This window comes from Megasphaera indica, assembly GCF_046614755.1.
Lineage (GTDB): Bacteria > Bacillota > Negativicutes > Veillonellales > Megasphaeraceae > Megasphaera > Megasphaera intestinihominis.
In genome coordinates, this window is the sequence record NZ_JBKKJR010000008.1 from 1 (window position 1) to 14,830 (window position 14,830).

Below are 14,830 nucleotides of genomic sequence, written 5' to 3' on the forward strand. Positions count from 1 at the left end.
CCATATAAGCTGGCAAATACAGCGTGAAATATTTTTTGGCACTTTGGTCGCTAAGGCCCAAACCGCAAAAAATCCAACGGACTTAGTTCAGGCCTTGTGTAAACTAGCTTCGTCAACTTCTGAGGCGGCGTAAAAGTTGTAAAGTGCTGTTTTATAATGAAACTGACGATATTAAGAGAGAAATATTGGATCGTCTGACGCGATTAGGTGCTGCTATTTTATTCTCTTATAATCAAACTAATAAAATTGAAGGATTAGTTCCAGTTCTGATTCGAAAATATCGGGAAGCTAATAAAATTGATAAAAAGGAGGCAATAAAAAATCTTTATATCGCACTGGATGAACAAATTGAGCTATTTGCCAATAATGTAAAAAGTTTATTAGCTGAAAAAAATCATTCGGGAAGAAACGGGAAAGTTAACAGTAAAGCTACGAGTATTCTTGAATTTATAGAAATGTATTTCAATAAGAATGAAATGCCTATTCTTAAACCGGCAAGAGGAAAGAAAGCTTCTGTAGAACATATTTTGCCGCAACATTTTAATTTTGAAAAAAATCATGTTAAATTAATTGATTTAGGCTTTGAATCAGAATCGGAATTGAAAAATTATATAAATCGGATTGGAAATTTAACTTTAATCGCAGGTAATGCAAATTCTTCTATGGGAAATGTTGTTTTTGAAGAAAAAAAAGCATATTATAAAATGAGTAATTTTGTCCTTACTTCTACTCTTATTGAGCCGAAAACGACTGAAATCAAAACCGGACCAGAAGCACAGTTATACGAGATGATTAATCAAAATGAAAAACAGTATGGAGTAAAGGAAAAATATTGGACAAAGGATTTGATTGATAAGCGTAGTCATGATATTGCTAGCCTCATGTACAACATACTAATAAAGAAAATTTGATAGTAAGGTGGTTACCTATGAAAAAATTCAATGTCACTGTTGAAGAACGAGTCAGTCAGGATTTTGTGATTCAAGCGGATTCGCAGGAAGAGGCGGAGAAATTAGCGCAAAAACTATATAAAAATGGGGACTTGGTGTTGGAACCGGGAAATTTGCTGGATGTGTCTTTTAGCGCCACGGATTTGAAATGATGGTGCGCCATTCATCCTGAATTTTGGTCATGCACGGGATTCGCGGCGGGACGCCCTTTAACCTCTCAGACCGCCTTTGGCGGCCAGCTCCCCTATAAAGGGAGCCTTGTGCGGCCCGTTGCGAGATGTGATTATAGTCTATTCTGGTATAATGATAGGTTCTTACGAGCCACGAGACACCAACCACGAGCCACTATTTTTTCACGAGCCGAGGGTCACTCGAGGCGATGTCGTCATTCTGAGTTTGTTGCCGCGTAGCGACATCTGAGTCCAAGGCGGCCTGCGAACTGCGGCCTGCGGCCGGCGTCTTATGCCCCCTTAACAATCTTATCGCTAATGTGGTATAATATCCTATTACGGATAACTTTATCTCATTAGCGATTTTTTTTGAAGGAGGATTTTTTGGATGCGGCCTTTTGTTCATTTGCATGTCCATACTCAATACAGTTTGTTCGACGGCTTGTGCAAGATTCCCGATATGGTGAAGCGCGCCAAGGAGCTGAATATGCCGGCTGTGGCGATTACGGATCATGGCAATATGTACGGTGTCATTTATCTGTATAAGGAAGCCGTAGCCCAAGGCATCAAGCCGATTCTGGGGTGTGAAGTGTATATGACCCGGGGCAGCCGTTTTGAAAAGAAGACGAAAGAACGGCTCTGTCACTTGATTTTGCTGGCCAAAGACAACAAGGGCTATCACAACCTCATCAAGATCGTGTCCAAAGGTTTTGTCGATGGGGAAAATAATTACCACAAGCCCCGCGTCGACTACGATTTGCTCGAACAGTATCATGAAGGCCTCATCGCCATGAGTGCCTGCATCGAAGGCCACATCCAGCAGGATATCCTCAACCACAATGAAGAAGGGGCCAAGCGGACTTTGGACCGGCTGGTTTCGATTTTTGGCAAGGATGATTTTTACTTGGAAGTCCAGAACCATGGGATTCCGGAAGAAAAGACAGTCCGCACGGTATTCAAGCGCTGGTCCCAGGAATATGGCCTGAAGCTGGTGGCTACCAACGATTATCATTACATCGACCCCAGCGATGCAGCTGCCCAGGAGGTCAAGCTCTGTATTTCTACGGGCAGTACTCTCGATGACCCGTCGCATTTCCGCTTTTATAATAATGAATTTTATATGAAGAGCGGCGACGAAATGGCCGACCTCTTTGCCGACATGCCCGAAGCCCTGGATACGACGCTGGAAATCGCCGATAAGTGCAACGTCGAGATTTCTTTCAGTGAGCGCCATCTGCCGCAGTTCCCCGTACCCAAGGGGGAAACGGATTCGTCCTATCTGCGCAAGCTCTGCGAGCAGGCCCTGCCGGAAAAATATGACCCCATTACGCCGGAAGTCCGCAAACGGCTGGACTATGAATTGGGCGTCATCGACACTATGGGATTCCCGTCGTACTTCCTCATCGTCTGGGACTATGTCAAATACGCCAGGGACCATGAAATCCCCGTCGGGCCGGGCCGCGGCTCGGCAGCGGGCTCGGTCGTCGCGTATTTGCTGGGCATTACCGGTCTGGACCCGCTCAAGTACGACCTCCTCTTTGAACGATTCCTCAATCCGGAACGCGTCACCATGCCGGATATCGACATGGACTTCTGCTATGAAAACCGGGGCCGCGTCATCGATTACGTTACCCGGAAATACGGTGTCGACCACGTCTCGCAGATCATCACTTTCGGGACCTTGGCGGCCAAAGCCGTTCTGCGTGATGTCGGCCGCGTCCTCGACATCCCCTTGAGTGAAGTGAACCGCATCGTCAAGATGGTGCCTAACGAATTGGGCATGACCCTCGACAAGGCCCTGAAGATGAGCAAGGAATTCCGCGAGGAATATGAACAGAATGCGACGGTCCACAGCCTCGTCGATTTCGGTAAATCCCTGGAAGGCCTGGTCCGCCATTCGTCGACTCACGCAGCGGGCGTCGTCATCTCGGCGGCTCCTGTCGACGACTACGTGCCGGTCCAACATTCCAAGGAAGGCGATTTGACGACACAGTACGAAAAGGACCTGGTCGAAGAACTGGGCCTGCTCAAAATGGACTTCCTGGGCTTGCGGACGCTGACCGTCATCGGTGATGCCGTCAAGATGATCAAAAAGGACCACGGCATCGACCTGGACATCAATGCCATTCCCCTGGATGACCCGGAAACGTGCCGGCTCCTGACCGAAGGCGATACGGCCGGCGTCTTCCAGATGGAATCGTCGGGCATTACCAACCTGGTCAAGGAACTGGCGCCGAAGCACTTTGAAGACATGATCCCGCTCGTCGCCCTCTACCGCCCGGGCCCTTTGGGCAGCGGCATGGTCGATGATTTCATCAAGGGCAGTCACGGTGAAAAGAAAGTCACCTACCTGCACCCGCTGCTGGAGCCGATCCTCAAGGATACATACGGCGTCATCCTCTACCAGGAACAGGTCATGCAGATCGCCTCGGTCATGGGCGGCTTTTCCCTGGGACAAGCTGATTTGCTGCGCCGCGCCATGGGCAAGAAAAAGGAATCCATCCTGGTCGCCCAGCGGGCTAATTTTCTGGAAGGGACGCGGAAGAACGCCATTCCCGACGACATTGCCAACAAGGTATTCGACCTCATGGTCTATTTCGCCGGCTATGGTTTCAACAAGTCCCATTCGGCAGCTTATGCCTACGTAGCCTGGCAGACGGCGTACCTCAAGGCCCATTATCGGCCGGAATTCATGGCAGCGACTATGACCAGCATGATCAACGATGTCAGTAAAATCAGTTACTACGTTGCAGAGTGCCGCCGTCACGGCGTCCAGGTCCTGTCGCCCGATGTCAATGCCAGCGTATCCATGTTCTCCGTCCAGGACGGGGCCATCCGCTTCGGTTTGTCCGGCGTCAAGAGCGTCGGCGCCAACGCCATCGAAGCCATCGTCAAGGCCCGCGAAGAAGGCGGACCATTCACGTCGCTCGGCGATTTCTGCAGCCGCGTCGATTACCACATCGTCAACAAGCGGGCCCTGGAAAGCCTCATCAAATGCGGGGCTATGGATTCTTTTGGCAAGAAGCGGTCCCAGCTCATGGCCGTCATCGACCAGGCCATCGCCATGGGGTCCCTCAGTCAGAAGGACTACGCGTCGGGTCAGATGGGGCTCTTCGACGATGCCGAAGATGTCATGACGGAACTGGAATATCCGGATATCGAGGAATATCCCATTGAAATGCGCCTGGCCATGGAAAAGGAATACGATGGTTTTTATTTCAGCGGCCATCCCCTCAATAAATATAAGGACATTATGAAGAAATTGACGCCCTTGTCGGTCCTCTATGGGGAAGACGGGCGGCAGTACGATGGCAAGATGATGCGCATCGGCGGCCTGATTACGGCCAAGAAGCAGGTCATGACCAAGCGAAATGAACAAATGGCCATCATCACCGTCGAAGACTTCACCCATACCGTATCGGTCGTCGTCTTCCCTAAGACCTATGCCCGCTATCAGCAGGCCGTCGCCGTCGATATGGCTGTTTCCATCCGCGGCCGGGCCGATATCAACGACGATAGTATCCAGATCCTGGCAGAAGAAGTGAAACCGTTGGACAAGGAAAAGGGAGAACCCGTGCAGCCCGCTGCCGTATCGCCGGCAGCAGCCCGCCAGGCTGGCGACTATTGGCATCCTGGTATGGGCGCCAAATTATTCATCAAGATTCCGGCCCACTTGGAACGGACCGATTTGGCCGGCCGTATCGGCCAGGTCCTGGAACAACATCCGGGACCGGTCAAGGTTTACTTCCACCTCATGGGCAGCCGCAAGACCATCTTGACTAATGAAAAATATTGGGTAGAAACGACAGAAGACCTGCGGCAAAAACTGCAGGCCATGCTGGAACCGCGGTCCCTGGTCGTGCAGTAGGGGGCTGGGTTTCGGCCATCATGCGAGGTCCCTTTGCTTTATAGTTGGTAGTATGGAGTTTGTAGTTTGTAGAAGAGGGCTTTAAATTTAAAAACCTTCACTAAAAACTACAAACTGTAAACTTAATACTCAAAAAGAGGCTGTCTTAATGCGACAGCCTCTTTTTGTCATTTCCCCGGATCAGCCATGATTTTGGCCAGGACGACGCGGTATTTATCGTTGTATTTTCGCATGCAGTCGTTGATGTCGCGGCGGATGCGGGCGATGTTTTCGACGTTGTATTCTTCTGGCGGCACGTGGATGTCGCAGATGATGTTCAGACGGGCGTGGCCCGCTGTAATGCGCAGGTGGTCTGTGTGATAGCGGGGATATCTTTCGTGGACAATCTTATCCAGGACGTGACGGACCTTGTTGATCTTATGGATATCCGTACAGAGCGGATCCATGTGGATGTTGACTTCCATATGATATTTATCCTGCAGTTCATCCTCCAGAACATCCAGCGAGGCATGGACTTCGGCCAGGTCCGCCTTATCTGGGACTTCGGCGTGGATGGAACCGAACATGCGGCCCGGTCCGTAGTCGTGGATGCGGATGTCGTGGACGCCGACGACGTATTTGCATTTCAAGGCCGTATCGACGATTCCCCGGACGAGTTCCGGGTCCGGCGCTTTGCCCAGGAGGATGTTGATGACGTCTTTGGCAATGCCGTAGCCGGCGTACATGATCATCAGGCCGATGGCCGTGCCGGCAGCGGCGTCGATGGGCAGCGTCGTGAACTGCTGGGCAATGGTAGCGACCAGGACGCCCGTCGTAGCGATGGCATCGGTGATGCTGTCGGCAGCGGTCGCATCGTTGACGCCGGAATTGATTTTCTTGCCGATATAGCGGTTATAGATGCACATCCAGACCTTGACGGCGATGGAGATGACGAGGACGCCGATGCTCCAATAGGAGAATTCCATGTCTTCTGGTTCAAAGAATTTGTCAATCGACGTTTCGCAGAGCTTGTAGCCGACGACGAGGATGATGATGGAAATGGTCAGCGATGCCAGGTATTCAAAGCGGCCGTGGCCGAAGGGATGTTCCTTGTCTGGCGGCCGATTGCTCAATTTGGCACTGATGATGGAAATGAACGACGAACCCATGTCGGTCAGGTTGTTGAAGGCATCGGACAAGATACCGATGCTGTTGCTCATCATGCCGACGAGGAATTTGCTGACAAAGAGGAAGAGGTTACAAATAATGCCTAAGATGCCGCCGAGGATACTGTATTGTTCACGGACGTGTTTGTCATCGGTATCCTCATAGTTCTTGATGAAGCGGCGGATAATGAATTCGATCATGTGAAATCACCCAGCTTTCTGATTCCCTTCATTATAGCAGAGATAGGGCGAGATACAAGTAATAACGAGAAAGAAATTGATAATAAAAGAAATGCGAAAAAATCATAATCCTATCGAAAATGGGAATAGTTATTGAGTATTTTGCCAGGAAGAATTGCAATTACTTTATTTTTTTATATAATAGTATAGTGACTCAAAATGATAAGTTCATAAAGTATATGACAAGGAGGGTGTATGGATATACGAAAAGCGATTGTTTTTGACATGGATGGGACCATGTTTGATACGGAACCCATTTCTTATCACTGCTGGCGGGACGTGTCAGCCCGGCATGGCTTTGACCTGGACCGCTCGGTGTTCAACCGTATGCTGGGACGGGACAATCTGCGCATCCGCGCTATTTGCGATGACGCCTTCGGACCGGATTATCCCTATGACGATATTTGTCGGGAAAAGGTGGCTTTACAGCTGGAATATTACCGCAGCCATGCTATTCCCATCAAACCGGGCCTGCTCCATGTCCTGCACTATGCCCGGGAAGAAGGGATTCCCTGCGCCGTAGCCTCATCGTCACCGCGGACACTGATTGAATATTTATTAGATAAAACGGGTGTTGCACCTTTCTTTTCCGTCGTCCAGAGCGGGGAAGAAGTGTCCCATGGCAAGCCGGATCCGGATGTATTCCTCCTGGCCTGCGATAAAGCCCAAGTTTCACCGGCCGAGGCATTGGTACTGGAAGATTCAGAGAGCGGTATCCTGGCCGCCTATGCTGCAGGAATTCCGTCTATTTGGATTCCCGATTTAATTACCATTCCCCCAAATGTACAAGCCTTGGCCTGGCGGTGTTGCCACAGCCTGGAAGAAGTGCCAGGACTGCTGGCGAAAGGAGATTCATAATATGACACAGACAAAGCGAAGCCGCTGGCTTTTGCTCATGACTGTATTTTTAGGGATGCTGGCAGCCATTGCACCGCTGTCGACGGATATGTATCTGCCAGCCCTGCCGTCGATGATGACGGCTTTTGGCGTGACGCCGTCTGTCATCCAGCTGACCCTGACGGCTTCCATGGCCGGCATGGCCTTGGGGCAGATCGCCGTCGGTCCTATCAGTGATGATAAGGGACGCCGTCTGCCTTTGATGGTCGGCATGGCTGTTTTCACCTTGTCGACGGTGGGCTGTATTTGGTCGCCGTCCATTCAGGTCTTCCTCATCTTCCGGCTCATCCAGGGCTGTGCCGGTGGTGCCGGTATCGTCCTGTCCCGGGCCATTGCCCGCGACATCTGCAAGGGCAGCGCCTTGACGCGGCTCTTTGCCATGCTCATGCTGGTCAACGGTATCGCGCCTATCCTGGCACCGGTCATCGGCGGCCAGATCCTGCGCTTTGCGCCGTGGGAAGGCGTCTTCCTCTTTATTGCCATTGTCGGGCTGATCCTGACCGTATCGGCCGGTTTGATGCGTGAAACCCTGTCGCAGCGGCGCCGCGTATCCGGCGGCATGGCAGCCAGTATGAAGAGCTTTACGGCCCTGTTCCGTCAGCCTTATTTCATGGGGCATTGTATCATGCAGTGCTTTTCCTTTGCCGCCTTTTTTGCCTATATTTCCGGATCATCCTTTGTTTTCCAGAACGTCTACGGCGTATCAGCTCAGGCTTTCAGCCTCATCTTTGGCATCAATGGTGTCGGCCTCATGATCAATGGTGCCGTTACGGGCCGGTTGACAGGCCGCATTGCTGACTGGAAACTCCTTCGGTTTTCCCTGTGTCTGGCCGCTGTCGGCAGCGTGGCCCTGCTGGCAGCCTTCAGTACCGGCATGCCGCTGCCGGTCATCATGGTCATTCTCTTCTTGACCGTATCGACGCTGTCCATGATGAGTACCAGCAGTTTCTCCATGGCCATGCAGGACCAGGGACGCAGCGCCGGCAGTGCATCGGCTCTCATCGGCTTCTTCTCTATGATCAGCGGCGCCGTCATGGCTCCAGTCGTCGGCATCGCCGGCGATCATACGGCTATCCCCATGGGCATCGTCATGGTCATCGGCGAAATCGGCGCCCTCCTGACCTTCTATGCCTTGATCTATCCGCGACATAGAAAAGAACGTTGATCCTTTGTAGGGGCTCGCACGTGGCGAGCCCGCCGGGGATATGCGAGATACTTGTAAACTTGATTTGTGTGAGCGGGCGTCCCACGTGGACGCCCCTACAGAAAAAGGAGCTGTCGTATTACGACAGCTCCTTTTTTTCATATATTCCGTGCGACGAGTTTTTCGAGTGGTTCGTCTGGCCGCTGGAAGGGGATATCCGGTTTTTCTGCCAGGTAATCCAGGGCAAAGCCCAGGCAGGTAGCAGCGCCGTAGGTCAGGCCGTCTTCGTCGAGGTCGAATTCCGGCGTGTGGTGATTGGCACCGCAGCCTTTTTCTTTGTTTTCGATGCCCGTAAAGGTCAGGACGCCGGGATAGAGGCGGGACGTGATGGCAAAAGTTTCCGAAGCCATCCAGGGTGTGCAGTCCGTCAGGGCGTCGGCGCCTATGTACTTTTCGACGGCTTTTTCGGCGATGGCCACGCAGACCGGGTTGTTCTGGACTTCAAAGAGCGGCTCCGGCATGTGCAGGATGTCGTAACGGCAGTCATAGGTCTGGCAGGCATTGGCCAGGATGCGCTTGAATTCTTCGTAGAAGCGTCTGCCTGCATGGTCGTAGCTGAAGAAGCGGCACGTACCGGCAAAGGTCAGGCTGTTGGGAATGACGTTGAGGACGTCGCCACTGTGCAGGCTGCCGATGGAGAAGGTCAGACATTCTTTCGGCGGGACGGCCCGCATCCGCAGGGCCTGCATGTTGCCGTAGAAGTCGTGGAAACAGTCGATAGGGCTTTCAGCTAGGTCCGGCCGGGAGCCGTGGCCGCCGTGGCCGTCGATGCGGATTTCAAAGCCGAAGCCGCCGGCCATGGGCGCGTCGTGGCAGACAGAGACTTTGCCTGCCGGGATGTCCCAGCGGACGTGGGTCGCATAGCAGGAGTCGATATGCCAGGGGCTTTCTGTTTCCAAATAGCGCAGGAGATATTCCAGAGGGCCCGATTCTTCTTCGCCCCGTTCAAACATCAAGACGACGGTTCCGTCCCACTGGTCTTTCCAGCGCTGGAGGCATTTTGCAGCCATGAGCTGCATGGCCATATGGCCGTCGTGACCGCAGGCGTGCATGACGCCGTGATTCTGAGAGCGGCAGACGCGCGGGCATGATAAGTTCCGTTCGCCTTCTTCGATAGGCAGGGCATCGACGTCAGCCCGTAAGAGCAGCGTCTTGCCAGGGCCTTTGCCGTCGATCCAGGCGATGAGGCCGCCCTTGTCGACCAGGCGGTAAGAAATGCCATATTCCTCCAGCTTTTTGGCAATATAGGCCAGGGTCCGGTCTTCCTTTTTGGATAATTCCGGATGTTCGTGGAAATGGCGGCGCAAGGCGACGAGTTCACCTTGTTCTTTGCGTACTTCTTCGAGAATATCGATCATCTTTGCTTCCCCCTCTGTGTCATTCTTCAATCCCTATGCGGGCGGCAATGCCCCGGTCAAAGGGATGCTTGATTTTCTTGATTTCTGAGACGTAATCGGCCAAGTCCAGGAGGGCCGGACTGGGATCGCGGCCAGTCAGGACGACTTCCGTATGGGTCGGTTTGTCTTTTAAGAAATCGAGGACCTGTTCTTCCGGGACGAGGCCCAGGGCGCAGGCGCCGACGAGTTCGTCGCAGACGGCCAGGTCGGGATGGTGCATTTCGCAGAAGTCCCGGACTTTTTGCAACAATGCCGTCTGGGCCTCACAGGTGGCCTGTTTTTCGGCGTCAGTCATCTGAAAGGTGAATTTCAGGATGGCTTTGCCCCGCAGGACCGTGACCTGCGGCAGGGCCTTGAGAGACTCCAGCTCGCCTGTCGGCCGGCCCTTGAGGAACTGGGCGAAAAGAATCTTGCCGCCCCGGCCGGCACAGCGCAGGACCAGGCCCAGCGAGGCCGTTGTCTTGCCCTTGCCGTCGCCGCAATATATATGTATTAAGCCTGTATCCATCATATCACCTCTCATTAACTGTTAGCCATTCACTATACTGTGGCGGGCGCCCAACGTGGGCGCCCCTACGGGGGTTATTATACCATAATCAAAAAATGGCAGGTAGTGGTCAGGCCCATCCATTCGTGATATAATATAACATCAGTTAATTTTTTTTAGAAAGGAAGGCCGGGAAGATGGAAGAACGAGCCCGACAGCTATTGACAGCTTTAGAGGATGCAGGCTTTGAAGCCTATGTCGTCGGCGGTGCCGTGCGCGACCTGCTCATGGGAAAAGAACCGCACGACTATGATATCGCCACCTCTGCCCGGCCTGATGATATCCGGGCCGTCGCCGCCAAAGAGGACTGGCACACCGTCGAGATTCACGGCGAAGCCTTTGGCATCGTCGTCGTCGTCATTGCCGGCCAGACCTTTGAAGTCGCGACTTTTCGCGGCGAAGCCTATGGCGAGGACAGCCACCGGCCGGATACGGTATGGTATGCTGATACATTGCGCGAAGATGTCCTGCGTCGTGATTTCACCGTCAACGCCATGGCCATGGATTGCCGCGGCGATATTTACGACTACGTCGGCGGTCAGAAGGATTTGCGCAAGAAACGGCTGGTTACCGTCGGCAATCCGGTCCGCCGTTTCCAGGAAGACGCCCTGCGTCTGTTCCGGGCCTGCCGCTTTGCGGGACAGCTCGATTTCATGTCCTCGAAAGATCTCGTCAAAGCCATGCCCCAGGCCTTTGGCCGCGTCCCCGGCCTGTCCCTGGAACGAGTCGTCAACGAAATGGACCGCCTCATGGTCACGCCGGCGGCGTACCGGGGACTGGACATCCTCGTCCGCACCGGCCTCGGCGCCTGCTCATGCCGCCAGAAGGTGAACGGCTGTTATGAAGCCGTGCCGATACTGCCGGAATTGAGTCATCTGCCCGACACGCCGCAGTCGAAACCGTTCCATCTCTTCGATGCCTGGGTACATACCCTGGCGACCGTCGCCAACACGCCGCCGGATCTGACCATCCGCTATGCAGCCTTGTTTCATGATATTGCCAAAGGCCTGCCCGGTATCCGCGGCGTCCATAAGGGCCGCTATACCGATTACGGCCACGATGCCAAGGGCGCAGAACTGGCCAAAGCCATCCTGCTGCGCTGGCACAAGAAACCGGCCTTTGCCCAGCGCGTGGCCTGGCTGGTCAAGACGCATATGAAATTCCATTTCTTTGCCAATACGGCCGAAGGCGATGTCGAGAAATGGCTTCGCCATGAAGCCCTCGATGGCCCTTTCCATCGGACTGAAGAACTAGTCGAAGCCGTCGGCCAGGCTACGGCCGTGGCCTGCGGCGATATTTTAGGCTGCGGCCATGCCGACGCCAGCACAGAAGGGACGGAATCCTTCGGGGCCTATATGGCCATGCTGGCTGAGGCCATGCCAGTCAGTAACAAGGACCTGCACTACGACCGACGGATTCCCGACGCGTGCGGCCGCCGTACAGGCGACTGCCTGCGGATCCTCTTGAAGCGGGTCCAGAACCAGGATCTGGAAAATGAGGCTGATGTACTGGCCGATGCAGCCCGGCGCTGGATGAAGCGCCATGAAGGGGAAGGGCATCATGAATAAAAATGAAAAGAACCTGACCCATCGCATTTGCAGCCGCATGGTCATTTGCATGGCTATTTTGGCGGCCATCGGCTTTGGCACCGTTACCCGCTTGTTTATAGAGCAAGTCATCCATCATGACAAAAACGTGGCCTCTGCCCAGGAACAGAGTCAGATTGAACGGAACCTGCAATCGCCGCGGGGCATGATCCTCGACCGCAATGGCAAGGTCCTGGCCATCAGCGAGATGTCCAAGTCACTCTATGCCGACCCGACCATGCTCAATGAAGACCCGGCCATGGTAGCCGATTTACTGGCGCCTTATCTCCGCATCTCGAAGGATGAAATCGAACGGCGCCTGAAAGAAGATACGGCCTTCGTCTGGCTCGACCGCCAGATGGACCACGAAAAATATGAAGCCGTCGAATCGCTCATCAAGGAAGAAAAGCTGCACGGCCTGGCTTTCCGCGATGAAAACCGCCGTTTCTATCCGAACGGTTCGATGGCTGCCCAGGTCATCGGTTTTGTCGGTGAAAATGACCACGGCCTGGAAGGCCTGGAAATGATGCTAGACGATGAAATCCGCGGCAGCAAACAGACTTTCCGCCTGCAGACCGATAACCATAACATCCCTGTCTTTTCGTCAGCCCTGGAACGGATCCTGCCCAACAAGGAACGGTCCGTCTGCCTGACTTTGGACAGTACCATCCAGTACGTCGCCGAAAAGGGCCTGGACGGCATCATGGCCCGCAGCCATCCTCAAGGTGCATCCATTATTGTCATGAATCCTAAGACCGGTGAGATATTGGCTATGGCCAGCCGTCCTACGTATGATCCCAATGATTACAGCAAGGGCAATAAGGAAGCTTACAAGAACCGAGCTGTCGTCAATGTTTACGAACCGGGGTCGACCTTCAAGCCCCTTATGGCCGCTGCCGCCCTGGATTCGGGGAAATGGCACATCGGCGATGTCTATCACGACACAGGCTCCGTCCACGTCGCCGACCGGACGATTTACAACTGGGACCACAAGGGCATGGGCGACGTGACCTTGCGGGAAATCATCATGTATTCCATCAATACCGGCATGGCCCATGTCGCCGTGACGACAGGCGGCAAGACGCTGACCGATTACGCCCGCCGCTTTGGTTTCGGGACGATTACGGGCATCGAATTGTCCGGTGAACAAGAGGGCATCCTGTTCGATCCCGATAAGATGTCCATCGTCGATACAGCCACGATGGGCATTGGTCAGAGCGTCGCCGTCACGCCCCTTCAGATGGTACAGGCCTTCAGTGCCATCGCCAATGAAGGCCGCATGATGAAACCTTTCCTGGTCAAGGAAATCGATAATCCTGACGGTTCCATTTATAAAAAGACAGAACCTACAGAAGTAAGGCAGCCCATCAATGCCGGTACGGCTGAAACGATTAGCAAGTTCATGGGCGAAGAAGTCGCTATCGGCGGCGGCCAGAGCGCTAAAATCGAAGGCTATCGCTTTGGCGGCAAGACCGGCACGGCCCAGAAGAAGACCGAAGACAGCACGGGCTACGCCGAAGGCCAGTATGTCGGCTCCTTCATCGGCTTTGGTCCCTTGGAAGACCCGCAGTTCCTGGTCCTCATCGTCGTCGATGACCCGCAGGGCGTCTATTACGGCGCCCAGGTCGCTGCGCCGGTCTTCAAGGAAATGATGACCGAAATCGTCCGCATGAAAGGCATCCGTCCGACGGAAGCGATGGACCAGAAACCGCTGGGTCCCGTCGTCATGACGCCGGCTCATGCCATTCCGCCCGTCCATATTTCCAGTGATGGCGTCCTCATGCCGTCTTTCATCGGCTGGAGTACGAGGGAAGTCAATGACTGGCTCAATGAAGCGGGTTTAGGCTTTATCCCCAAGGGGATGGGGAAAGCTATCCAGCAATCGCCGCAGGCGGGCAGTTATGCACCGCAGGGCAGTAATGTCACCGTTATTTTCAAACGGAATCCATAGAACAACAGGGGGAACTAGTTATGCAATTACTCAACGGCCGGGAAGTGGCCGCATTTCATCGCGAACGGGTGGAACGCCGTCTGGCCGATATCCAGGAAGAACTCCATATCCAGCCGGAACTGGCCATCATCCTCGTCGGGGATGATGCGCCGTCGGCCATGTATGCCAGATCCATGCAGAAGACGGCCCGGGCCGTCGGCTTGAAGGCAGAAATCTATCAGGAACCGGATTCCATCAGTGAAGTAGAGCTTTTATCGCTCATCGATAAGCTCAACGAACAGGCTTCTGTCTTCGGCATCCTGCCCATGATGCCCCTGCCGCGCCACTTGAACAGCCAGCGCATCATCGACTGCATCGACCCGAAGAAAGACGTCGATGGCCTGACCGATGTCAACATCGCCCATTTATATACGGGACGACCGGGGTTCGTGCCCTGTACACCGCGGGCAGTCATTGCCATCCTCGATTATTACCATATTTCTCTGAGTGGCAAGGATGTAGCCATCATCGGCCGCAGCAACGTCGTCGGGAAACCGCTGGCTCAGCTCTGCCTGAACCGCAACGCCACGGTCACGCACTGTCATACGCGCACGAAAGACCTGAAAGCCGTCTGCCGCCGGGCAGACCTGGTCATCGCCGCTGCCGGGAGAGCCGGTTTAGTGACAGGCGATATGATAAAACCCGGCGCTGTAGTCATCGACGTTGGCATCAACCGCGTCGATGGCAAGACCGTCGGCGACGTCGCTTTTGATGAAGCGGCTGCCGTGGCCGGGGCCGTGACACCCGTGCCGGGCGGTGTTGGCGCCGTGACGACGATGATGGTACTAGAAAACGTCGTCTGCGGCATCGCCCGGACAGAAACTATTTTATAAAAG

The 14,830-nt window shown here is 53.8% G+C and carries 11 protein-coding genes; 8 read left to right on the forward strand and 3 right to left on the reverse strand.

The window, feature by feature from the left end:
- Window positions 1-185: 185 nt before the first annotated feature.
- The 3 genes from ACFCTO_RS05490 to ACFCTO_RS05500 all read left to right on the forward strand — a co-directional run bounded on the left by ACFCTO_RS05490 (window position 186) and on the right by ACFCTO_RS05500 (window position 4,988).
- Window positions 186-911, forward strand: coding sequence for an HNH endonuclease family protein (locus ACFCTO_RS05490; protein ID WP_499876501.1), 726 nt, complete (start codon window positions 186-188; stop codon window positions 909-911).
- Window positions 912-928: 17 nt separating this feature from the next.
- Entirely contained in the window at window positions 929-1,102 is a 174-nt protein-coding gene (locus ACFCTO_RS05495; protein ID WP_270401410.1) for a DpnD/PcfM family protein, read from the forward strand.
- A 406-nt stretch (window positions 1,103-1,508) separates the two neighbouring features.
- Window positions 1,509-4,988, forward strand: a complete 3,480-nt coding sequence (locus ACFCTO_RS05500; protein ID WP_499876502.1) for a DNA polymerase III subunit alpha — start codon at window positions 1,509-1,511, stop codon at window positions 4,986-4,988.
- Between the two features lie 167 nt (window positions 4,989-5,155).
- On the opposite strand, the gene ACFCTO_RS05505 is transcribed toward ACFCTO_RS05500, so the two are convergent.
- Complete coding sequence (locus tag ACFCTO_RS05505; RefSeq protein WP_481325564.1) at window positions 5,156-6,334, reverse strand: cation diffusion facilitator family transporter; 1,179 nt, start codon at window positions 6,332-6,334, stop codon at window positions 5,156-5,158.
- A gap of 234 nt (window positions 6,335-6,568) precedes the next feature.
- Here ACFCTO_RS05505 and ACFCTO_RS05510 point away from each other — a divergent pair, with 234 nt between their 5' ends.
- Both ACFCTO_RS05510 and ACFCTO_RS05515 read left to right on the forward strand, forming a co-directional pair.
- Window positions 6,569-7,231: an HAD family hydrolase gene (locus tag ACFCTO_RS05510; protein WP_292300564.1), complete on the forward strand. Its 663-nt coding sequence runs from the start codon at window positions 6,569-6,571 to the stop codon at window positions 7,229-7,231.
- A gap of 1 nt (window position 7,232) precedes the next feature.
- A complete protein-coding gene (locus ACFCTO_RS05515; protein WP_292300563.1) occupies window positions 7,233-8,435 on the forward strand; it encodes a multidrug effflux MFS transporter in 1,203 nt (400 codons plus the stop codon).
- A gap of 137 nt (window positions 8,436-8,572) precedes the next feature.
- On the opposite strand, the gene ACFCTO_RS05520 is transcribed toward ACFCTO_RS05515, so the two are convergent.
- Both ACFCTO_RS05520 and ACFCTO_RS05525 read right to left on the reverse strand, forming a co-directional pair.
- Window positions 8,573-9,832, reverse strand: a complete 1,260-nt coding sequence (locus tag ACFCTO_RS05520) for a M20 metallopeptidase family protein (protein ID WP_302485160.1) — start codon at window positions 9,830-9,832, stop codon at window positions 8,573-8,575.
- Window positions 9,833-9,851: 19 nt separating this feature from the next.
- A complete protein-coding gene (locus ACFCTO_RS05525; protein WP_368043723.1) occupies window positions 9,852-10,379 on the reverse strand; it encodes a cob(I)yrinic acid a,c-diamide adenosyltransferase in 528 nt (175 codons plus the stop codon).
- A 176-nt stretch (window positions 10,380-10,555) separates the two neighbouring features.
- On the opposite strand from ACFCTO_RS05525, the gene ACFCTO_RS05530 reads away from it, so the two are divergent.
- From ACFCTO_RS05530 to ACFCTO_RS05540, 3 genes are read left to right on the forward strand one after another with little or no spacing between them, the layout of a single operon-like run.
- Window positions 10,556-11,986, forward strand: a complete 1,431-nt coding sequence (locus ACFCTO_RS05530; RefSeq protein ID WP_499876503.1) for a CCA tRNA nucleotidyltransferase — start codon at window positions 10,556-10,558, stop codon at window positions 11,984-11,986.
- A complete protein-coding gene (locus ACFCTO_RS05535) occupies window positions 11,961-13,955 on the forward strand; it encodes a PASTA domain-containing penicillin-binding protein (protein ID WP_444317669.1) in 1,995 nt (664 codons plus the stop codon). Before ACFCTO_RS05530 ends, ACFCTO_RS05535 begins: the two co-directional genes overlap by 26 nt.
- Window positions 13,956-13,975: 20 nt before the next feature.
- A complete protein-coding gene (locus tag ACFCTO_RS05540) occupies window positions 13,976-14,827 on the forward strand; it encodes a bifunctional 5,10-methylenetetrahydrofolate dehydrogenase/5,10-methenyltetrahydrofolate cyclohydrolase (protein WP_292260641.1) in 852 nt (283 codons plus the stop codon).
- Window positions 14,828-14,830 lie beyond the last annotated feature (3 nt).